The 19,019-nt window shown below is 61.9% G+C and carries 20 protein-coding genes; 10 read left to right on the forward strand and 10 right to left on the reverse strand.

The features are described from left to right. Positions 1-236 precede the first annotated feature (236 nt). Entirely contained in the window at positions 237-1,433 is a 1,197-nt protein-coding gene (locus SGJ19_02400) for a M24 family metallopeptidase (protein ID MDZ4779086.1), read from the forward strand. A gap of 205 nt (positions 1,434-1,638) precedes the next feature. On the opposite strand, the gene rpsR is transcribed toward SGJ19_02400, so the two are convergent. The 7 genes from rpsR to SGJ19_02435 all read right to left on the reverse strand — a co-directional run bounded on the left by rpsR (position 1,639) and on the right by SGJ19_02435 (position 4,665). Next, positions 1,639-1,911, reverse strand: coding sequence for a 30S ribosomal protein S18 (gene rpsR, locus SGJ19_02405; protein MDZ4779087.1), 273 nt, complete (start codon positions 1,909-1,911; stop codon positions 1,639-1,641). Between the two features lie 148 nt (positions 1,912-2,059). Next, positions 2,060-2,227: a hypothetical protein gene (locus SGJ19_02410; GenBank protein ID MDZ4779088.1), complete on the reverse strand. Its 168-nt coding sequence runs from the start codon at positions 2,225-2,227 to the stop codon at positions 2,060-2,062. Between the two features lie 10 nt (positions 2,228-2,237). Then, positions 2,238-2,711: a hypothetical protein gene (locus tag SGJ19_02415; protein ID MDZ4779089.1), complete on the reverse strand. Its 474-nt coding sequence runs from the start codon at positions 2,709-2,711 to the stop codon at positions 2,238-2,240. Positions 2,712-3,070: 359 nt separating this feature from the next. Beyond that, entirely contained in the window at positions 3,071-3,358 is a 288-nt protein-coding gene (locus SGJ19_02420; protein ID MDZ4779090.1) for a hypothetical protein, read from the reverse strand. A 2-nt stretch (positions 3,359-3,360) separates the two neighbouring features. Next, positions 3,361-3,489 carry a hypothetical protein gene (locus SGJ19_02425; GenBank protein MDZ4779091.1) on the reverse strand — a complete coding sequence of 43 codons (129 nt, stop codon included), beginning with the start codon at positions 3,487-3,489 and terminating at the stop codon, positions 3,361-3,363. Between the two features lie 230 nt (positions 3,490-3,719). Then, positions 3,720-4,085 (reverse strand): hypothetical protein, encoded by a 366-nt coding sequence (locus SGJ19_02430; protein ID MDZ4779092.1) that lies wholly within the window; start codon positions 4,083-4,085, stop codon positions 3,720-3,722. A gap of 49 nt (positions 4,086-4,134) precedes the next feature. Further along, on the reverse strand, positions 4,135-4,665 hold the full coding sequence (locus SGJ19_02435; GenBank protein MDZ4779093.1) for a hypothetical protein: 531 nt from the start codon (positions 4,663-4,665) through the stop codon (positions 4,135-4,137). 98 nt (positions 4,666-4,763) lie between these two features. On the opposite strand from SGJ19_02435, the gene SGJ19_02440 reads away from it, so the two are divergent. The 4 genes from SGJ19_02440 (at position 4,764) to SGJ19_02455 (ending at position 8,272) form a co-directional block, all read left to right on the forward strand. Continuing rightward, positions 4,764-6,050 (forward strand): glucuronate isomerase, encoded by a 1,287-nt coding sequence (locus SGJ19_02440; GenBank protein ID MDZ4779094.1) that lies wholly within the window; start codon positions 4,764-4,766, stop codon positions 6,048-6,050. A 73-nt stretch (positions 6,051-6,123) separates the two neighbouring features. Continuing rightward, positions 6,124-6,402, forward strand: a complete 279-nt coding sequence (locus SGJ19_02445) for a DUF433 domain-containing protein (protein MDZ4779095.1) — start codon at positions 6,124-6,126, stop codon at positions 6,400-6,402. Continuing rightward, positions 6,399-6,749 carry a DUF5615 family PIN-like protein gene (locus tag SGJ19_02450; GenBank protein MDZ4779096.1) on the forward strand — a complete coding sequence of 117 codons (351 nt, stop codon included), beginning with the start codon at positions 6,399-6,401 and terminating at the stop codon, positions 6,747-6,749. The genes SGJ19_02445 and SGJ19_02450 overlap by 4 nt, the downstream gene beginning before the upstream one ends. Positions 6,750-6,838: 89 nt before the next feature. Beyond that, complete coding sequence (locus SGJ19_02455; protein MDZ4779097.1) at positions 6,839-8,272, forward strand: DUF1501 domain-containing protein; 1,434 nt, start codon at positions 6,839-6,841, stop codon at positions 8,270-8,272. A 139-nt stretch (positions 8,273-8,411) separates the two neighbouring features. On the opposite strand, the gene SGJ19_02460 is transcribed toward SGJ19_02455, so the two are convergent. Next, entirely contained in the window at positions 8,412-10,073 is a 1,662-nt protein-coding gene (locus SGJ19_02460) for a hypothetical protein (GenBank protein MDZ4779098.1), read from the reverse strand. Positions 10,074-10,404: 331 nt separating this feature from the next. On the opposite strand from SGJ19_02460, the gene SGJ19_02465 reads away from it, so the two are divergent. From SGJ19_02465 to SGJ19_02480, 4 genes are all read left to right on the forward strand, one after another. Then, positions 10,405-10,629, forward strand: coding sequence for a hypothetical protein (locus SGJ19_02465; protein ID MDZ4779099.1), 225 nt, complete (start codon positions 10,405-10,407; stop codon positions 10,627-10,629). A 208-nt stretch (positions 10,630-10,837) separates the two neighbouring features. Then, complete coding sequence (locus tag SGJ19_02470; protein MDZ4779100.1) at positions 10,838-14,641, forward strand: secretin N-terminal domain-containing protein; 3,804 nt, start codon at positions 10,838-10,840, stop codon at positions 14,639-14,641. Between the two features lie 230 nt (positions 14,642-14,871). Further along, positions 14,872-15,888, forward strand: coding sequence for a hypothetical protein (locus SGJ19_02475; GenBank protein ID MDZ4779101.1), 1,017 nt, complete (start codon positions 14,872-14,874; stop codon positions 15,886-15,888). A gap of 398 nt (positions 15,889-16,286) precedes the next feature. Further along, positions 16,287-16,454, forward strand: coding sequence for a hypothetical protein (locus SGJ19_02480; protein MDZ4779102.1), 168 nt, complete (start codon positions 16,287-16,289; stop codon positions 16,452-16,454). Positions 16,455-16,557: 103 nt separating this feature from the next. Here the strand turns inward: SGJ19_02480 and SGJ19_02485 are convergent, their stop codons facing one another. Continuing rightward, complete coding sequence (locus tag SGJ19_02485; protein ID MDZ4779103.1) at positions 16,558-17,505, reverse strand: GGDEF domain-containing protein; 948 nt, start codon at positions 17,503-17,505, stop codon at positions 16,558-16,560. A gap of 42 nt (positions 17,506-17,547) precedes the next feature. Further along, positions 17,548-17,682 carry a hypothetical protein gene (locus SGJ19_02490; GenBank protein MDZ4779104.1) on the reverse strand — a complete coding sequence of 45 codons (135 nt, stop codon included), beginning with the start codon at positions 17,680-17,682 and terminating at the stop codon, positions 17,548-17,550. A 315-nt stretch (positions 17,683-17,997) separates the two neighbouring features. Between SGJ19_02490 and SGJ19_02495 the strand changes: the two genes are divergently transcribed. After that, positions 17,998-19,019: chorismate-binding protein (locus tag SGJ19_02495; protein MDZ4779105.1), on the forward strand; the 1,022-nt coding region annotated here is incomplete at its 3' end.

The following is a 19,019-nucleotide window of genomic DNA, read 5'->3' on the forward strand; positions in this document are numbered from 1 at the left end:
CCAGGCCAGCGTCACACGCGGACAACACCTCGCGACGAAACTCCTTCGAATACGCCGCCGCCATGGCAAACCTCCTTGAAAAAAGGCGATTCACCAGTTGACGTAGACTGCCCAGAGGGCGCTAGACCTATCGCAGATGCGCTCTAAGCTAGATCCTCTCTCCCTCGCTGGCGCTACCGGCTAGTATGGTGCGGTTCTCACATCAATTCCCCGCGAATTTCGTCCGAAGGAGCACCATGCTCGATATCCCGGCGGTTCAGCAGGCGTTGGCGGATTTTCATTTCGATGGCTGGCTGCTCTACGATTTCCGCGGCAGCAACGTGCTGGCGCAGCGGATTCTGAAGATCGATCCCGCCCGGCATGCCACGCGCCGGTTCGCGTACTTTGTGCCGCGCACCGGCGCGCCGCGCAAGTTGGTCCACCGGATCGAGCCCGGCACGCTGGGGCACCTTCCGGGCGAGACCATCACCTATCTCCGTTGGGAAGAGTTCGAAGCCGGCATCGCGAGCCTGGTAGCTGGCGCGGGCCGCGTGGCGATGGAATACTCCGCCCGCAACGCGATTCCCTACGTCTCGCGCGTCGATGCGGGCACAGTCGAACTCGTCCGGGCCGCCGGCGCCGAAGTGGTTTGTTCCGGGGACCTGGTGCAGCTCTTCGAAGCCACCTGGGACGACGAACAATGGGCCATGCACCGCGAAGCGGAAAAGCACACGGTGGCCGCTTATGGTCTCGTGTGGAAGTTCATCGCGGACAGCGTCCGCGGCGGCCGATCGATTCGCGAGACCGACGTGCAGCGGCTGATCATGGACCATTTCGCGCGGAACGGACTCGTCACCGATCACGCGCCGATCGTCGGCGTCGGACCGCATAGCGGTGATCCGCACTACTCCCCGGAGCCTGGCAAGGATTCCGAAATCTGCGCCGGCGATTTCGTCCTCGTCGATCTCTGGGCCAAGCTCAACCGCCCGCGCGGCGTATATAGCGACCTGACCCGAGTGGGCTTCGTCGGCGACACGGTTCCGGAGCCCTACGAGCGCGTCTTTCAGATCGTCCGGCAAGCCCGCGACGCGGCCATCCGTTGCGTGGAAACCGCCTATCGCGACGGTCGCCGTTTGCACGGTTGGGAAGTCGACCAGGCGGCGCGGAACCTGATTGAGCAATCCGGCTATGGCGCGGCCTTCGTCCATCGCACCGGCCATAGCATCGGGCAGGAAACCCACGGCAACGGCGCTAACATGGACAACCTGGAAACCCACGAGGAACGCCTCGTACTCCCCCGGACCTGTTTCTCGGTGGAGCCCGGCATCTACCTGCCGGAATTCGGCGTGCGCAGCGAGGTGAACGTCTTTGTGGACGGCACCGGCCAAGTCCACGTCACCGGTGGCCCGGTCCAGGACCGCGTCGTGGCGATCCTCAAGGAATATCACACGTAGGGCGGGCCGGATGCAATCAGAGCAGCCTCGGCCAAATCCCAGCCGCAATTCCGGCCTACGGCACTGCACCGAAAAAAAGCAGGCCCGCCGTCTTGGAAACGGCGGGCCGCGGTGATTTTCTTAGCGATAGCATCCGGCGTGCGCGGATCAGCGCCCCGGCAACGACTTGCCGAGCTGCCCTGGCCCGCCCTACGCGAATCGACGATCAGTCGCCGACGTACGGCATCAGGGCCATGAACCGGGCGCGTTTGACGGCCTTGGTGACCGCGTGCTGGCTGGCCGCGGTGCAACCGCTCTTGCGGCGGGCCAGCAGCTTGCCCTGGCGGCTCGTGAGCTTGGAGAGCAGCTCCAAGTCCTTGTAATCCACGTACATCGGACGCGGACGCTGGCCGTCCACGAAGACCGGGTCCTTCTTTTTCGTGCGGATCGTGGACTTCGAACGCTTCTTCGGCGGACCAGACTGCTGACGGGGACGCATACGGCCTCGGACTGCGTAAAAAATGCGGCTAAACCAGACCAACGCCCACTGCGGAGGCCCGGAGAGTCCCATAGCCTAGCAAACGGGGCGGGGCGCGTCAAAGGTGGGTGCCAGGCGGTTCGTGTCTTAGCGGTGTGGTGCTGGCCAGTTAGGCGTTGAATTCCGCCAGCCAAAACAAGGCGAACACAAATAGAGCCACGATCAGAAGGATGAGCGCTTCTCTAAGTATCTCACCGGAGCGACCGGCATCAGGGTTGCCATGACCGGCAATCTCTTCCGGCTCGCTTTGCGGCGACCTGTACGGGTTTTCGTCCATTTCCAGTTGGTCAGCTGATGATTGCGAGCGACATAACTCCCCCCAAGATCGCGAGGGTCACAACAATCTCAAGAAGGACAATTGCTAGCTTCTTGTATTGTTCTGACGTAAGGTCCGGGATTTCCTTGACGGGGCGTTCCTTGCGCTCTGGTGCGCTCAGCGGCGACCTGTACGGGTTGTTATCCAATCGATGCTCGACTGCCGCGGCTGCTGCTACTTCCTCGGGCGGTTCCACGCGATTGTTTTTGTAGAACGCAACGCAGCCGCTGAGAAGCCATCCAACAAGAGCGAAGACGCCTGCACCCAGTGGCGTGCCCAGCGCCATCAGAGCGATGGCAACGACCATCGGATTACCACATGCGCCCATACCTGGCGGCGTCGGATGGATCGCCTTGTAAACCAACTGTTCACCGACAAGACAGGTTCCAAGCAGGAACGGAATACCTCCGCCGACGATGCCGCAAGTAATAGCCCACCATTTCATGGCGTTGCACTGCCTGTGGAGTATCTACCAATGGACGTTGTGGATACGCGAAATCATCTGTCGGAGTGCAATCACCTCACGGAGGCGTAGCACCATCGCTCGGAAGATCCCTGTCGACAGGCCAACGTCGATACATGGAACCTGAGTCCGCCTCTTCGGCGCTTTGAAACGCGGGGAGGACCAGCGCCGCCAGCAGCGCGACCGCCGCGAGCGCGAACAGAAACCATCGTAGGCCGGGCACTACACGCCGGCTGCCAGCAGTCTTCGGCGATTGGTACGGGTTCTCGTCCATACCAGTGATTGTACGCACCAGTTCAAGAATTTGCCGCCCTTTGTCCGCGCCTGGGATGCAAACCGTTTCACCTTCCGCGACTGCCGGCTAACTTTCGCGACATCACATATATCCCGTAGACGAACGCGATCGTCGCAAGGCGAAAAGGAAGCGCCACGAGACAATAGGCAGCCCATTCGACAATTTTGCTGATGCCCAAGTGCTGCATTGCGGGATACTGGTACTCGGGCCGATCCGGTATCCAGCTTGGATTGGAAAACCAAGGCGGCGTGACGAGCCAAACGGCCGTCGCGGCGCAGGCCACGATGAACAGCAGCTTGCCCAGCGTAAACCGTGGCTTTGCCTCGACGTTCATCCTCAGTCCCTCGGGCGGCGCGGCGTTAGCAACGCAAAGATAACCGCGACGACAACGACCAGGGCGAGCAGGAACATGCCCCCGAGAACCAGGCCGAATTTGAGTTCCGTGCCGAAGACGGTCATTGCCATATGGCCGATTCTACACGCCTGCGCATGAAAAAGCCGCCCTGGGGAGCGGCTCTGAAGTCGCGATTAGCCTAATTGTGTTGTGTCACGGTCTCCCGACCGTGACACGGCGAGGTCGGTTGCGCGCGGAATTGGAGACCTTCGGTCGGGCCGGTGGCACGGTCGGGAGACCGTGCCACAACTTGACGCTGCCACAACCTGACGGCGCCACAACTTGCTCGCCAATCGCCTACTTACTTCACCTGCCACTCGGTGCGGCGGCCGTGCGGGTTTTGCGAACGTGAATACGTGGTGTTCCGTCCGGCGCCGAACCAGCCGTACGGGTAGCGCGGGGCGTAGCTCCATTGGATCTGCCAGCCGCCGTTGCTGTCGTAAACGCCGTCGTCGTAGGGACGCTCGCGCATCTTCTGCCGCGGCACGTTCCAGGGGCCTGTGCCTTGGGGGGCGATCACCACGTAACCGGTCGAGTCCGGCACGAACGGGACGATGTCATGGCCATAGCGGCCGTAGGTGTGATTCTCGGCCGAGGCGAAGGCGGTCAGCAGGCCGCCGAACACCAGGGCGCCGAGGGCGCAAGCGCGCCAAAGCGATTGAAACATGGTGGGACTCCTTCACACCAGCGAGGGCGGGAGAGATGCGGGGGTGGGGCTACCAATAATAGCACTCGCCCGACGCCGCGGCGGCCGGAACCGCCGGAAATCCTCGACCAACATCGACGGGCGAGATCATCGCCGCCGGACCAAACGGCGCAATCGGACTTCGCCAGGCGTAATCGAGCCGATCGAACGGCGCCGGACCCACTTCCGCGATCCGCCAGGAGTTCGGCCAGTGATAGTGCCCGTAAGCGGAATACCGCCCATAGCCGCCGAACCAGGGCGAGAACCCGTAGCGATAGCCGTAAGGTCCGTAGTGCCAGCCGCCGTAGTAGCCCGGATAGTACGGCCAGACGGCGGGACGATTGTAGTACGGCGTGTATGGATCCCAACTCCGGCGCGAGGCGGCGTAGCTGGGCGGCTCGCGGTAGTCGTATACGGCCCGCGAGGTCGGTTCGTAGGGGTTGTAACGTCGGGAGATGTCGGCGGGCCCATAGCTCCGGGATTGCGCCACGGCGGCGCGCGACGCCAGCGCGCAGACCAGCAAGACGAAAACGATAATCAACCCGCGGTGCGACGAACGCATGGCTCTTGTAGGCTCCCAAACCTATCCTTCATGCTAGGCAGGTTGAACGCGGTTGGTCAAGTTATTGGCGGTTGGTCCCACGGTGGAAGGAGCGAGCGATGTCTCAGGAATTGCGATCGCGGTTGTTCGACGAAATGAACGGCTGGACGCTGGTAGATCCTCATACGCACATCAATCCCCATGCCCCGGCCGCGAAGACATTGGCAGACATCCTGGGCTACCACTACTACACGGAATTGGCGCACTCAGCCGGTCTGGCCCGCGAAGCCATCGAGGAGCCGGGCCTCGATCCGCGCGAAAAAGTCGGCCGCCTGGTGGAAAACCTGGCGCCGATCGAAAACACGGTGCAATACAGTTGGCTGATCGAAATCGCCCGCACGTTTTTCGGCTTCAACGACGAACGGCTGTCGCCCGGCAATTGGGAGGCGCTCTACGACAACTCGGCCAAACAAATGAGTCAGCCCGGCTGGGCCGATGATGTGCTGCGGCGTTCGAAGTTGTCCGGCGTGTTTTTGACGAACGACTTCGACGATCCCCTCACCGGGTTCGATACGCGCCGCTACATTCCCTGCCTGCGCACGGACGATGTCGTGTTCCACCTGGTCAAACCTGCGGTGCGTGAGCGTTTGCAAATGTCGACAAACATGACCGTCGAAAACGCGGCCGACGTGCGCCGCGCGATCGCGAACTTGTTCCAGCATTTCACCAAGCACAACGCGCGGGCCTGCGCGATCTCACTCCCGCCCGACTTCGCGCCAGCGCCCGTCGATGCGGCTACGGCAGATCGCGCGCTGGCGGCGCTGTGGCGCGGCAACCCCAGCGCCGACGAACAGCGGGCGGCGTCGCGATTCGTGTTCTGGACGCTGGCCGAGATGTGCGTGGAGCACCGCTTGCCGTTCGACCTGATGATCGGCGTCAATCGCGCCGTTTATCCCGGCGGCGTCTATCAAGGACAAGACCTGTACGACAGCCGCGTGTCGCTGATTCAATATCGCGAATTGTTCAACGCCTTCCCAAGCGTGACGTTTCCCATTTCGGTGCTGGCCAGCGTGACGAATCAGGAGTTGGCCAGCTATAGTTGGATCTTCCCGAACGTCGTGACGAACGGCCACTGGTGGTACTCGAACACGCCGACGTTCATCGAACACGACCTCGGCGCACGCCTCGAAGCAGTGCCGGCGACGAAGCAGATCGGTTACTACAGCGATATGTACAAACTGGAATTCGCGCTGCCGAAATTCGCCATGTACAAGCGTTGCCTCGCGAAAGTGCTGGCGGAGCGCTACATCATCGACCGCGGCTGGAGCGAAACGCGCGCGATCGACCTGGCGCGGCTGGTACTGCGCGACAATACGACGGCGATCTTTGGGGTGGCGGCGGAGTAGAGCGAGTTGGAATATCGGGTCGCTGGCGAGTACAATGAGTTGCGTCGTACCTGCGTTACGGGAGGACTAAGAAATGCCTAAGTTTGACTATCGCAATATTGAGAAGGTTCCAGGTCGCTGCGGCGGGCGAGCCGTCGTCGTTGGCACTCGAGTCCGAGTCGCAACGGTTCTGACGGCGTACCGGCAGCACAAGTCCATCGAGGAAATCGTCGAGCAGTTTCAACTGCGACCGGGAGACGTCCATGATGCGCTGGCCTACGCATACGACCACGTAGTCGAGATCGACGAGGATCTGGCTCGCGATGACGAGGCGAACGCTAAAGCGATTCTTTCGAACTTGAAGTTGTCATGATCGCGATACAATTCTATATCGACGAAGATGTCTTCTTGGCTTCTGCTTCGGAACTAAGGCGGCGCGGGATAGACGCTATTTCAACACAGGAAGCGGGGCGTCGTAGCTGCGACGACGAATCGCAACTTCGTTGGGCCTCGGAAAACCGTCGCACCATAGTCACTTTCAATGTCGGCGACTACTTAGCTCTTCACGCAACGTGGCTGCGATCGGGGCGAAGTCACTTTGGTATCATTGCTTCAAGTCAGCGGCCAATCGGCGATTTGATACGTCGCCTTGGTAATCTACACGCCACGCTGTCAGCCGAGGAAATTCAGGATCGTATTGAATTCCTCAGCGCTTGGTAATGTGAACGGCTGACTTTCGCCAGCCCCCGATCCAGGCTATCGTAAGAGGCGTCGTCCCGCCCCTGCCGTCGCCTGAATTCGGTGGTCCCATGAGCATCTCGCCGTTCTCTCGTCGTCAATTGCTGTCGCGGGCCGGGGGCGGGTTCGGCATGTTGGCGCTGGCGGGCCTGATGGAGGATGCCGGGCTCGCCGCAACGACCGCCGAGAGTCTGGATCCGCTCGCTCCGCATGCGGGGCATTTTCCGTCGCGGGCGAAGTCGGTGATTTGGCTGTTTATGAACGGCGGGCCCAGTCATGTCGACTGCTGGGACTACAAGCCGGAACTGGAACGCCGCGACGGGCAGGAACTCGCTGGGTTCGACCAGAACACCGGGTTCTTCACCGACCAGGTCGGCCCGTTGATGAAGTCGCCGTTTAACTTCGCGCAACATGGCGAGTGCGGCGCTTGGGTGTCGGACCTGTTTCCGAACATGGCGCAGCACGTCGACAAGATGGCGTTCCTAAAGTCGTGCTTCACGGACTCGAACAATCACAGCCCAGCGTTGTTCAAAGTGAACACCGGCATGGCGCGGATGGGCTTTCCGTGCGTGGGGGCTTGGGTTACGTATGGCTTGGGCTCCGAGAATCGCAGCCTGCCGGGCTTCGTCGTGATGCACGACCCCAAGGGGCGCGGGTTGCCGAAGGGTTATTCGCAAAACTGGGGTTCCGGTTTCTTGCCAGGCGTGTATCAAGGGACGGCGCTCGCGAACTCTGGCCCGCCGATTCATGATCTGGTGCGCCCGGCCGAGATGTCCGACGCCGCGCAGCGCGCGCAGTTGGATTTGCTCGCGCAGCTCAATCATCGGCATCAATCACAGCATCCGGCCGAAGCGGAATTGGCGGCGCGGATCGAGAGTTTCGAATTGGCCTATCGCATGCAGATGGCGGCGCCGGAAGCGCTCGACGTCGATCGTGAGACGGCCGAGACGCAGGATCTGTATGGATTGAATGACGAACGTTGTTCCCATTTTGCGCGGCAATGTTTGATTGCCCGGCGCCTCGTGGAGCGCGGCGTGCGTTGCGTACAGATCTATAGCGGCGGCGAAGAAAACGAAAAGAGCTGGGACGGCCATACCAACATCAAGGACAATCACTCTGGCTTCGCGGGCGAAACGGATCGGCCCATCGCGGGACTCCTGGCCGATCTGGAACGGCGCGGCTTGCTCGATTCCACGCTCGTCATCTGGGGCGGCGAATTCGGCCGGCTGCCGATCGTGCAAAAGGGAGGCACGGGCCGCGATCACAATCCGCACGCCTTCACCGTCTGGATGGCCGGCGGCGGCGTGAAGGGCGGTTACACGCACGGCGCGACCGACGAAATCGGCCACCGCGCCGTCGAAGATAAAGTCAGCATCAACGACCTCCACGCCACGATCCTGCACCTACTTGGAATGGATCACACGCGGCTGACGTACCGTTTCAACGGGCGTGAATTTCGTCTGACGGACGTGGCGGGCGTGGTGGTGGACAAGATTTTGGCGTGAGCCGCGGCGCAAGCGCGTTGCGCTTTCGGCGTCGATGCCGCTAAGCCCAGGGAAGGCCACCGAAGACGTTCCATCGTCAACGACATCGAGGGCCTTCCCTGGGCTTTTTCTTTTCAACGCGCTTTCGCGCGAAAACGTGTCACTCGCGCGTCAGCCGTTCGCGGATCGTCTCCAATTGCTGTTGCAGCGTGAAGACCTGGCGGTTGAGCGTTTCGCGGGCGATGCGCATGCGGTTTTCGATCCGCTCGCTGCCGCTCTTGATGGTACCCACGGCCTTGTCGACTTCCTCGAAAAGCTGCACCTGTTTTTCGATTTCGAGAATCGCCTTGGTGATCGGTTCCGTATCGAACGTGACCTTTTCTTTCTCCAATGCTTTGCGCACGCAGAGCGCCTTGGCGACGCTGAGCGCTGCGCGCAAGCAGACGTCGGTGGCCGCGTCGTCGGCGTCCCAGACGACAAGGATGTCGTTGCGATGGCGCTCGAACGATTCGAGATGACTCGGCGCCACGCGTTTCGAGAACACGAAGACGCCGATCTCCGCGCCACGGTTTTTGCGGGCGTTCTCGATTTCATCTAGGGCTTTCTTGGCGTCGTAGCCCTTCTCTTCCTTGGCTTCGATGACGATCTTCGCGCCGCCCGCGACGTTATCTCCATTCAGCTCGATCACCGCGTCGCCGACCTTGCTGCCGCGCATTAAGCCGGTTTCGCGGCCCGTGGCGGAAAGCAGGTCGCCGCACTTCTTGGTTTCCTCCGTCAGGAACTCCAGGCATTGCGCTTCGAATTCATCTCCATGCCGCGTCGAGCGCGCCGATTCTTCGCGCCGCGTTTGCATCCGCGTGAGTTGCTCGCTCACTTCGAGTTGAAACTCACGCGACTGTTTCTGGTGTTGCGTGAGCACGTCCAGCAATTCGCGCTTCAGCCGGTATAACGAAGAGCCCTCGTCGTCGAGCGTCAGATGCCGGCTGATCGCCAGGTTGGTTGATTCGACTGTGGTCGTCATTCGTGACAGCGCCGAGGTCTCGTTGTCGAGCGAGAACTCGCTGGAGATCGCCTTCTGGGCGAGATCGACCTGCCTCACGAGCCGGGAGAGCGCGGAATCGTTATCGTCGAGCGAGAACTCCTTTACTACGGAGTCGATCTTGTTCTTCAGGTCGTCCTTCAAATTGCCGTTGTTGTCGGTCAGCTCCGTGACCAGGCGATGCAGCGCGCTTTCCTTATTGTCGAGCGAGAATTCGCTCAGGACGCGTTCGCGTTGGTGATCCAACTCCTCGCAGACCACGTCCTTCATCGATTTCAAAATCCCCTCGCTCTCCGAAGGGGAGAGCAATTTGAAAATCGAACTTTCCTCGCCGACGTGCCGCGTCAGGGCGCGGTGCAATTCGGAATCGTCGCCGGTCAATTTCCGCGCGAGCAGCGATTCCAGCTCGCCGTCCTTTTTCAGCAACCGGTCGACGCGCTCGTGGAAGCGGCCGTTTTGCGGGTCGAAGTATTCCTTGAGCGTCGACGAAAGCGACGATTTCAGATCGTTCTGGTGCGCCGTGAGCGCCAACTGGACCTGGTTCAGCAGTCCCGTCCCTTCGCGGCGGAGGGTGTCGGCGTCGATTTGTCCGCGCGCTTGCCGCAGCGCAAGCACGCCCAGGCGGAGCGCCGCTAAGGCGAAATCGTGGCGTTCGCGGCCATGCCGGCGCGACGTCAATTCCGTGAGCACTTCGGGATCGGTGACCTGGAGGATTAACTCCAGCGAGTCATCGAGTCCCTCGGGCGCCACCAGCTGCAAGCGATCAATCGTCGTACCACTCATGGTTTCCTCCCCATTCCGGGTAGCCTCATCGCCGTCGCTTCGTATTTTTGCGCGGCGGGGCGTTGTGTGCAAGTGTTCAGTCACCGCGCGAAGCGTGCCAGCGTTGCTAGCGTCCTGCCGGGCGGAATTGAAAGTCCTACGCAAGCATCGGAGAAGATTTTCCCTTCATAACTGCGTGCTGACGCTCGTCGCTCCGGCGCAACTTGTGTTTGTGGTGAAGGTTACGCACGAAATGAGGGCCACGGCAGTGTGCTCGGCACGCCATCTGCATTTAGGGCGACCGTCGGCACATTCAATTGCCGGCGTATGGACCACCAAGGGGAGTCGCATCATGGATCGACGCGAAACGGCACTTTGTCTCCGCGAGGTTTTGGACCATCTCAACCGCTGCTGCGATCAGTGGCACACGGCGGATTCCCGCACGGAACAATGGGCGTTGCAGTCGATCGAGCGCGATCTCGCGGAATTGCAGCGAGTCTGCCGCATGGCTCGGCGGCAGAGCATTGAGGCGCTCGCCCAGGGCGCCAATTCCACCGCTTCCGCGCGGGCGGCGTAGTTCGCCTGGATTCTTTTCTTGCGTCTCTCGCGCAAACTGCGCTGGCTCGCCATTTTGGGCTGAGCGTCATCAGCAAACTCCACGGCAAGAATGGGGGTTTGACTGGAGAAGCTGCGGCGATCTTTCCGATAAGTCCGATTGTTCCGACGGCGCAGACCTTGCCGTCGGGGCGCGATGCGCCTCAAGACACTCCGATTAGGAGCGGACGATGACCTGGCGGAATAGATTTGCCGGAATTTTGTTTCTCGCGGCGGCCTCGGCTCCCTACGCTGCGGGGCAAGCCCCGCCGTCGAGGCCCGCGGCGCGTGTCGCCGAGGAACCGCTGTTGCACGCCTACAGCTTTCCGGCGCCACAGCTCGAACGCGCTTACGCGGATCTCGCGAAGGAATTCGGGCGCGAGCGCAACGCGAAGTTCGCGATCGATCGGCGCACGATGCAGGTGTTGGTCGTCGCGCCGCCCAGCGTGCATGCGAAGATCGTCGCCTGGCTGAATCCAGAGCCGCCGGCCGAAACGCGGCCCGTCGCGCCAAGCGCTCCGGCGTTGACGCCCCTTGCGCAGAATCAGCAGCCGATTCGCTTGGAAGCCAAGCTCTGGCCGGCGCTGGCTGCGTCGCTCGAACAAATCTGGCACAAATCATTAAGCAAGCCGACGAGCCGGATCGGCGAGATCTCGCGCTACAAAGTGCAACTCGATCGCGGCGGCGAGGTCGAACTCGAATTCGATCCGCGGCAGGGCACGTTGATCGTGAACGGCCAGGAGCCATATGTCTCGCAGGCCTCGCGGTTGATTGAAGCGTTGCTCGCGGCCCCGAGCCCGGACGGCAACCGCACCAAGGTGGTGCCGGTCGTCAAAGCGCCGCCCGAGAAACTGCGAATGGCGCTCACTGCCTACCAAACCGGCGCCGCTCCGGCCGACGCCGGCACGACCGCGGTGCGCCGCGCTCCGCGGACTGATGAGTTGCAAGGCACACAACTGACGCAATTGTTCCAACAGCCCGCGGAAGGCGAGGAAGACGAGGAAGGCGACCAACAGTTGGATGAAAACGGGCAGCCCATCGAAGAGGGGCAGCCGGGCGACCAACCGGAAATGCAGCCGCCGGGAGACGAAACGCCGCCGACGGCGGAAGATTTGGCGGCGCTGCTGGGGCAGGTGCGCATCGAATACATCGAAGGGATGGACGCGATCATCATCACCGGCCGTCAGGCCGACGTGGAAAAGGTGCAGCGGATCATCGACGAGATCGAACAGATTGCCGCGCAAACGGTGCCGGTGATTGAGATTTATCCGCTGGAAAATGCCAACAGCGAAGCGGTGGCCACGATGGTCACCACGCTGTACGACACGATGCTCCAACCGCGCCAAGGGCGAGTGAGCATCACGCCGCTCGTGAAGCCGAATTCCTTATTGTTGATCGGACGGCGTGAGAGCGTCGACAGTGCGTTGGAGCTCATCAAGCGGCTCGATCAGCCGGTCGATCCGCAAAAGCAATTCGAGATATTCCGCCTGCGCCATGCCTCGGCGACCGAAGTGCAAACGCTGATCACGCAGTTCTATCAGCAGCGCGGTCAGGCCGGACAAGGGGGCCAAGGCGGCGCCGGGCAGGAAGTACCGGGCCTGTCTCCCCGCGTGATCGCGACGGCTGACTATCGTACGAACTCTTTGATTGTGCAGGCGGCCCCGCGTGACTTGGCGGAAGTTGGCGCGCTCATTCAAAGGATGGATGATCCCACGAGCGCCGCGGAAAACGAGCTGCGCGTCGTACCGTTGCAAAACACAATGGCCGAGGAAATGCAGCAAGTGCTGCAAAACGCGCTGACGGCCACGACGTCCGCCTTGTGCGGACGGGGCGGTCAAGGCGGTGGACAGGGCTTCGACGGCGGCGGCGGGCAACAGTCGATCGTACCGTCGCAGGGCGGCGGTGCGACCGGGTCACGCGCTCAGCAGATGAAGTCCACCGCGCTTCGCTTCATGGCGATCGACAGCGAAGGCCGCCGGCAATTGCAATCCGGCGTGCTGTCCGATGTGCGGATTACGGCGGAGCCACGCTCGAACTCATTGCTGGTTTCCGCACCCGCGGCCAGCATGGAACTGCTCGAAGCATTGATCAAACAGCTCGATCAACCGCCGGCCGCCGCCGCGCAGGTCAAGGTATTCACAATCATTCGCGGCGACGCCTCGGCGCTCGCCGAATTGTTGCAAGGTCTCTTCGGTCAAGCCGCCGCGGGCGGACAGGGCCGCGGCGGTCAGCAGCAGCAAGCGCGGCTGGTCGTCGGCACGGGCGAAGGGGGCGGCGTGTTGCCGGTCCGCTTCTCGATCGACACCCGCACTAACAGCATCATCGCGGCTGGCAGCGAGGGGGACCTCCGCGTGGTCGAAGCGATCCTGCTGCGGCTCGACGAAAGCGATTTACAACAGCGCGAAACGCAAGTCTACCGGTTGCGCAACGCGCCGGCGGACGCGATCGCGGAATCGGTCAACGAATTCCTCCGCACAGAGCGCGAGACGCAGCAATTGGTGGCCGGGGCTTCCACGGCCTTCGAGCAAATCGAACGGGAAGTCGTCGTCGTGCCGGAATTGGTGAGCAACTCGCTGATCGTCAGCGCCACGCCGCGTTACTTCCCGGAGATTCAGAAGCTCGTCACGCAGCTCGACGCGCGGCCGCCGATGGTGATGATCCAAGTGCTGATCGCCGAAGTCGCGCTCAACAACACGGATGAGTTCGGCGTGGAGTTGGGCTTGCAGGACTCACTGCTCTTTGATCGCAGCTTCCTGGATAACATTACCAACATCCAGCAAACGTCGCAGACCTCGACGCCGGCCGGCGTGGTTACGAACACCACGACGCAACTTCAAACTGCGACGTTGTCGCCTGGCTTTGCGTTCAATAATCAATCGTTGGGCAACGCGGTGAGCACGAGCGCCTTGCGAAACAGCGGCCAGGTGGCCGGCCAGGCGTTGTCGAACTTCTCGGTGAACCGCACCAACAACGACCTCGGCTTCGGCGGCCTCGTGTTGAGCGCTTCGAGCGAGAGCGTCAGCATCTTGATTCGCGCCTTGCAGGAATCGCGCCGCTTGGACGTGTTGAGCCGGCCGCAGATTATGACGCTCGATAATCAACCTGCTTACGTGCAGGTCGGCGAACGCGTCCCGACGATCACGGGCACGCAGCTCAACGAAACCGGGCAGATCAACAACGTGCAGTTGGAAGACGTCGGTCTGATTCTCGGCGTGACGCCTCGCACCAGCCCGGACAACCTGGTGGTGATGGAAGTCGACGCCCAAAAGTCAGCGCTCGGGCCGGAAGCCGAAGGCATCCCGGTCTCGATCTCCGCCACCGGCGAAGTCGTCCGCCAGCCGCGCATCGAGATCACGCAAGCTCAAACGACGGTCAGCGCTCATTCTGGGCAGACGATCGTGATCGGCGGTTTGCTCACGAATCGCCGTTCCCAGGTGCATCGCCGCGTGCCGTTGCTGGCGAGCATTCCGGTCCTCGGAAATTTGTTCCGGTACGACAGCGTCTCCAACGAAAAGACGGAGCTGCTGATTATTCTGACGCCGCACGTGGTCCGCACCAAGGAAGAAGCGGAAACGCTCAAGCAAGTGGAAGCCGGCCGGATGAACTGGTGCCTGGCCGACGTTCGCAAGATTCACGGCTACGGCGGCATGCGTGGCCGCGGCGACGATTGGGAAGAGGGCGAAGTGATGACGATCTATCCGGATCAAAACCTGGACGGCACGCCGACTCTCGGCCCGAACGGCACGCCCATGCAGGCGCCGTTTGGCGAACCGACGCTCGCGCCGGTGATTGACCCGACACAGAACGGCCAGGCGCCCATGCTCGGCCCGCCCAGCGGCGGCGTGCCCCCCGGGGTGCAGCCGCAAGCGAATCAACTCCAACTGCGCCCGCACCCGGATCCCCAAGTACAACGCACGTCCGCGCCTCCGGCGCAACGGCCGCCGCAGCAACAAGTCCAACCGGTCAATTACCAGGCCCCGCAGGGACAGCGGTAGTGCAACAGCGGTGAATGACGAATTTCGAAATCCGAATGTCGAATCAAATCCGAATGACGAATGACTGAATGTCGTCGGGCAGATGGTTTGTTCGCCGTTCAAACATTCGTCATTCGAGCTTCGACATTCATTCGATATTCATTCGACATTCGGATTTAGAAATTCGTCATTCAGCTCTGCGACTCTGCGGTTCAAAACAGAATTGCACCTCCTACTCGCCGGAACTTACCATGCAGCGCCGCTATTCTTTGTTCGCGATCATGCTTGCCACGCTCGTGGGTTGCGCGGACTTTGATCTGAAGAAGAACATCCCCTGGGGCGCCGGCGAGGACGGCCAACTTGAGCGGCCGATGAAGCTCGTGGCCAATTGGTCGGAAACCGTGATGACCAGCGGGGCCAGTCAGCCCATTCGCGGCTTCGGCGGGCGATTGGTCTACTATGCGAACGAAGGGGGCAAGCCGGTCAAGGTCGCCGGTACGTTGACGGTTTATGCCTTCAACGAAACCGACGGATTCAAGGACAACGTCGTGCCCGAGCGCAAGTTCGTGTTCACGGAAGAGCAATTCGCCGCGCACTATACCGACAAGGGCATCCTCAAACATTCCTACAACTTCTGGCTGCCGTTCGACGAGCTTGGCGGCGAGCAGAAGCAAGTCTCGCTTCTCTGCCGTTTTGTCTCCGCGCAAGGAGACGTGGTACTGAGCGAGCAGACGCGGCACGTGTTGCCTGGCAAGCCGCCGATGAATCCCACGGTTCCGGAAACTTTGGCGGTCGATCATCCGGCACTGCCGACGCGGACGCCGCCTGTCACCCAGGGCGTGCAACAGGTCGGCTACTTCGATCCGATGCCGCCCACGACGGAATCACGTGCGCGGATGAACACGACGACGATCGACTTGGGAAGCGACATGCCAGGCGGTGCGCACGGCATCGGCTTAGGAGGCCTCACCCAGTCAGGCGCCTCGGAAGCAACGAGCTTGGGATCGCCCACGCAGAGCACGGGCTCAGCACAATTCAGGCAAACCGGCGTTACTGCGGCGCGGTTGCCGGCTCTACCGTCGGGAGAGACTCGGCGACTGTCAACTCGTTCTGTACCTGAGAGATCCCGGGCTCCAAGAGCGTCAACGTCTCCGCCAGAGCGCGGTCGTGGTCTGTGGCAACGACCCCGCGGAGGATGGCCGTCCGCTCCCGGAGCTCAACGTTCAACGGGCCCCGCGACTGCAGGCGGTTCAAGCCCTTCAACGTGATTCCGCCCGAGGCATTGACCACCGGAAGTTGAATTCTTGGCGCGGCATACCGGAATGACACGACCAAGCGATGCGGAATTGTCGTGGAACCGGATTGGTCCTGGCCTTGGTTGTTGAAATCGTTGCCGCGATTGTTATTCGCGCGCAGTCCGGAATCACCGCCGCTACCCGCGCCGGCGCGGCCGCCGGTCAGGGCGGAAAAAAACTGGCTGACTTCGGTGGCATCCGAACCGACGAAATTGCCGGACTGCCGGTTGCCGCGCATGTAGCGCTCGCTGCCGGTGGTGGTGCCGCCGCTACCGAGTTGAAACTCGCCGTTCTGACCCATCGCGGCGCCGGCGCCGGATTGCCCTCGTCCACCAGCGGCGCCGCCAGAGCGCGACGCACTGCCGCTAAACATGGAAGGGCTGGAGGCCGACGTGCGCGAGCCCGAATTTGATGCCCGGCTGTCCGCTTGGGCGGCCGCGTTACGCGTAACCAGCACCACGCTCAAGAACGCCGAAACCAAGGCCAGAACCGTCTTCATGGCAAACTCCGCGCAAGACCAGACCATTCGCCTGTGGTGATTCTACCACATTCAACCCCGCGGGGTCGTCGTTTGTTTCTGCTGAGCGCGGAAGTCGTTGCGTCAGAATGACTTGAGAGCAACGAATCAAAGCGACGATGGGCCTAGGCCACGACTGTTTCCGCGTGGGCAAGGGCGGATGGTTCGGGTTGTACGAGCGCCGTTTCTTCGCCGTCGTGTTGGCAGACCGTGTTGCGGCCGTTCTGTTTGGCGGCTTGCAGAGCTTGGTCGGCGTGTCCCAAGAGGACTTGCGTGTTCTGCCCGTCCTCGGCGGCGGCCACGCCAACGCTCACGGTCAGCTTGATGCGTTCTTGAATCAAGCGCCGCAGCCGTTCCGCATTCCGGCTGGCGCCGTCCAATGGCGTTTGGGGCATCACCACGGCGAACTCCTCGCCGCCGTAACGGGCCACGAAGTCAGTCTCGCGGAGGCTATCGGCCAGCAACCGCGCGAGCGACTGCAGCACACGATCGCCGCGGGCGTGCCCTTCTTCTTCGTTCACCTTGCGGAAGCCGTCCACGTCGATGAGCGCGACCGAGAACGGCAATTCATATCGGCTGCGCATCGTGAAGAGATTGCCGAGCATTTCTTCCAGCGCGCGGCGATTGTTGACGCCGGTCAGCGGATCCGTCCGCATCTCCGTCAGCGTCATCAAGTGATTTCCCTGCTGACGGATCTCGTCGTAGGCCCGCGCGATTTGCTGTGCGAGTTCCAGCGTGGGGCCGAGAATGTCTTCCGCTTCGCGGCAGACATCGTGCCAGCCTTCGTTCGCGTTGTTGCCGCCCATCTGTCTTACGCGGTCTTTGAAATTCGCCACGCTGGCGTGGTGCTTGGCGAGATTGACACGAACTTGCTCGGCGATTTGCTCCAGCTCCTTGGCGACTAACTGCGCGCGCTTCACTTCGCGGCGCGATTCGATCGCCACGATGTTCTGCGGCGACGCATTCCGCCAGCGCCCGACCATGTAGCCCATCACCGCCACGGCGGCCAAGGCTAGGGAAGTCGGCACTTGTACATCCCAAAGACTCAAATTCGCCAGCAGTTCAAATGTCATTGGCAATCCTTAAGCCGCACGCATCCGCGGCCTCTAGCGACCCTAGTAGTTCGACCGCGATCCGAACCCGCGCATACAGACGATGCCTAAGAACAGCACCGCCAAACCGAGCAGGAACCAGCCTTGGTGATCGAGGCGCTCGCAATAGCGCAGAAACATGTTCACGTAGTGCATCATCGTCCCGGACCCTCCAGCAAACGCTCGACCGAACGAATTCCTACGGAAACCTAGCTTATGTCCCAGCGGCTGCGTGGGTTGCGCCGCGAATGAGCTGGAAAACCCCACTAGCCCGACGCGCAAGCGAGGGGGAGTAGTCGTCGAACGCCGAACGGCGCTGACTCCCCCTCGCTTGCGCGTCGGGCTAGTGTAAGGGGATTTGCTCGGCGAACCCGGCGGGCGTGGCGGCGGTCCGGTTGTCATAGCCGACCCGACCCTGATAAGCTGCGCGACGGTCGCGACCGAACCTGTTGAGCCACTTGGACCAGCCTCGATATGCCGCACCTTCCTGCTTTTTCCGAGTTCGCCGCCCTGGCCCGCGAGGCGCAGCTCGTCCCGGTCTACCGGCGACTGACCGCCGATACGCTGACGCCGGTCAGTGCCTTCCAGAAGATCGACGGTGGCGACTGCGGCGGGCTGTTTGAGAGCGTGGTCGGCGGCGAAAAGGTGGGCCGGTACAGCTTCCTCACGGCCAGCCCGTTTATGCGGCTGCTGGCCTACGGCCGACGGGTGATCGTGGAGAAGGACGGCCAGCGCAACGAATTCGAGGCCGACGATCCCTTGGGGGAACTGGAATCCCGGATCAAGTCGTTCCGTGCCGCAACGTTACCAGGGCTGCCGCCGTTTTGCGGCGGGGCCATCGGCTACGCCGGGTACGACACGGTCCGCTACGTGGAGCGATTGCCGAACGCCCCGACGGACGATCGCGCGCTGCCGGACCTGGCTTTCGCGTTTTTCGACCAGATGGTCGTCTTCGACAACGTCAACAAGACGGTGACGGTCCTGGCGATGGCACGGATCGATCGGCACCAGGACAACGTCCGCGCCGCTTACGACGAAGCTTGCCGGCGAGTCGATGAGTTGGTCGCCCGGCTTTCACGCCCCGACGTCGGCCTGCAACCGGCCGACATCGGGGCCGGCGAGTTGCCGCGGATCGACTTCGAGTCCAACTGCACCCAGCAGGAATACGAAGCGGCCGTCGAGCGTTCACAGGAATACATTCGCGCCGGCGACATCTTTCAAGTCGTGCTCAGCCAGCGATTGCGCACCAAGTTCGATTGCCCGCCGTTCGAGTTGTATCGCTCGCTGCGCGTGGTGAACCCAAGTCCGTTCATGTTCTACTTGCGGATGCCCGAGGTGACGCTCGTGGGCAGTTCGCCGGAGATCATGGTCCGCGTCGTGGATGGCGTGGTGACCAATCGCCCGCTGGCCGGGACGCGCCCGCGCGGAGCAACCGACGAGGAAGATCGCCGCCTCGCGGAAGAGCTTCTAGCCGATCCCAAAGAACGGGCCGAGCA

It is taken from the genome of Planctomycetia bacterium (genome assembly GCA_034440135.1).
Classification (GTDB): domain Bacteria; phylum Planctomycetota; class Planctomycetia; order Pirellulales; family JALHLM01; genus JALHLM01.

Coding starts and splice junctions, on each gene's coding strand:
- SGJ19_02400 (MDZ4779086.1), top strand. CDS start 237: ATGCTCGATATCCCGGCGGTTCAGCAGGCGTTGGCGGATTTTCATTTC.
- SGJ19_02460 (MDZ4779098.1), bottom strand. CDS start 10,073: ATGAGTGGTACGACGATTGATCGCTTGCAGCTGGTGGCGCCCGAGGGA.
- SGJ19_02475 (MDZ4779101.1), top strand. CDS start 14,872: ATGCAGCGCCGCTATTCTTTGTTCGCGATCATGCTTGCCACGCTCGTG.
- SGJ19_02455 (MDZ4779097.1), top strand. CDS start 6,839: ATGAGCATCTCGCCGTTCTCTCGTCGTCAATTGCTGTCGCGGGCCGGG.
- SGJ19_02485 (MDZ4779103.1), bottom strand. CDS start 17,505: ATGACATTTGAACTGCTGGCGAATTTGAGTCTTTGGGATGTACAAGTG.
- SGJ19_02450 (MDZ4779096.1), top strand. CDS start 6,399: ATGATCGCGATACAATTCTATATCGACGAAGATGTCTTCTTGGCTTCT.
- SGJ19_02445 (MDZ4779095.1), top strand. CDS start 6,124: ATGCCTAAGTTTGACTATCGCAATATTGAGAAGGTTCCAGGTCGCTGC.
- SGJ19_02430 (MDZ4779092.1), bottom strand. CDS start 4,085: ATGTTTCAATCGCTTTGGCGCGCTTGCGCCCTCGGCGCCCTGGTGTTC.
- SGJ19_02410 (MDZ4779088.1), bottom strand. CDS start 2,227: ATGGACGAAAACCCGTACAGGTCGCCGCAAAGCGAGCCGGAAGAGATT.
- rpsR (MDZ4779087.1), bottom strand. CDS start 1,911: ATGCGTCCCCGTCAGCAGTCTGGTCCGCCGAAGAAGCGTTCGAAGTCC.
- SGJ19_02465 (MDZ4779099.1), top strand. CDS start 10,405: ATGGATCGACGCGAAACGGCACTTTGTCTCCGCGAGGTTTTGGACCAT.
- SGJ19_02435 (MDZ4779093.1), bottom strand. CDS start 4,665: ATGCGTTCGTCGCACCGCGGGTTGATTATCGTTTTCGTCTTGCTGGTC.
- SGJ19_02470 (MDZ4779100.1), top strand. CDS start 10,838: ATGACCTGGCGGAATAGATTTGCCGGAATTTTGTTTCTCGCGGCGGCC.
- SGJ19_02415 (MDZ4779089.1), bottom strand. CDS start 2,711: ATGAAATGGTGGGCTATTACTTGCGGCATCGTCGGCGGAGGTATTCCG.
- SGJ19_02425 (MDZ4779091.1), bottom strand. CDS start 3,489: ATGGCAATGACCGTCTTCGGCACGGAACTCAAATTCGGCCTGGTTCTC.
- SGJ19_02490 (MDZ4779104.1), bottom strand. CDS start 17,682: ATGATGCACTACGTGAACATGTTTCTGCGCTATTGCGAGCGCCTCGAT.
- SGJ19_02440 (MDZ4779094.1), top strand. CDS start 4,764: ATGTCTCAGGAATTGCGATCGCGGTTGTTCGACGAAATGAACGGCTGG.
- SGJ19_02420 (MDZ4779090.1), bottom strand. CDS start 3,358: ATGAACGTCGAGGCAAAGCCACGGTTTACGCTGGGCAAGCTGCTGTTC.
- SGJ19_02480 (MDZ4779102.1), top strand. CDS start 16,287: ATGGAAGGGCTGGAGGCCGACGTGCGCGAGCCCGAATTTGATGCCCGG.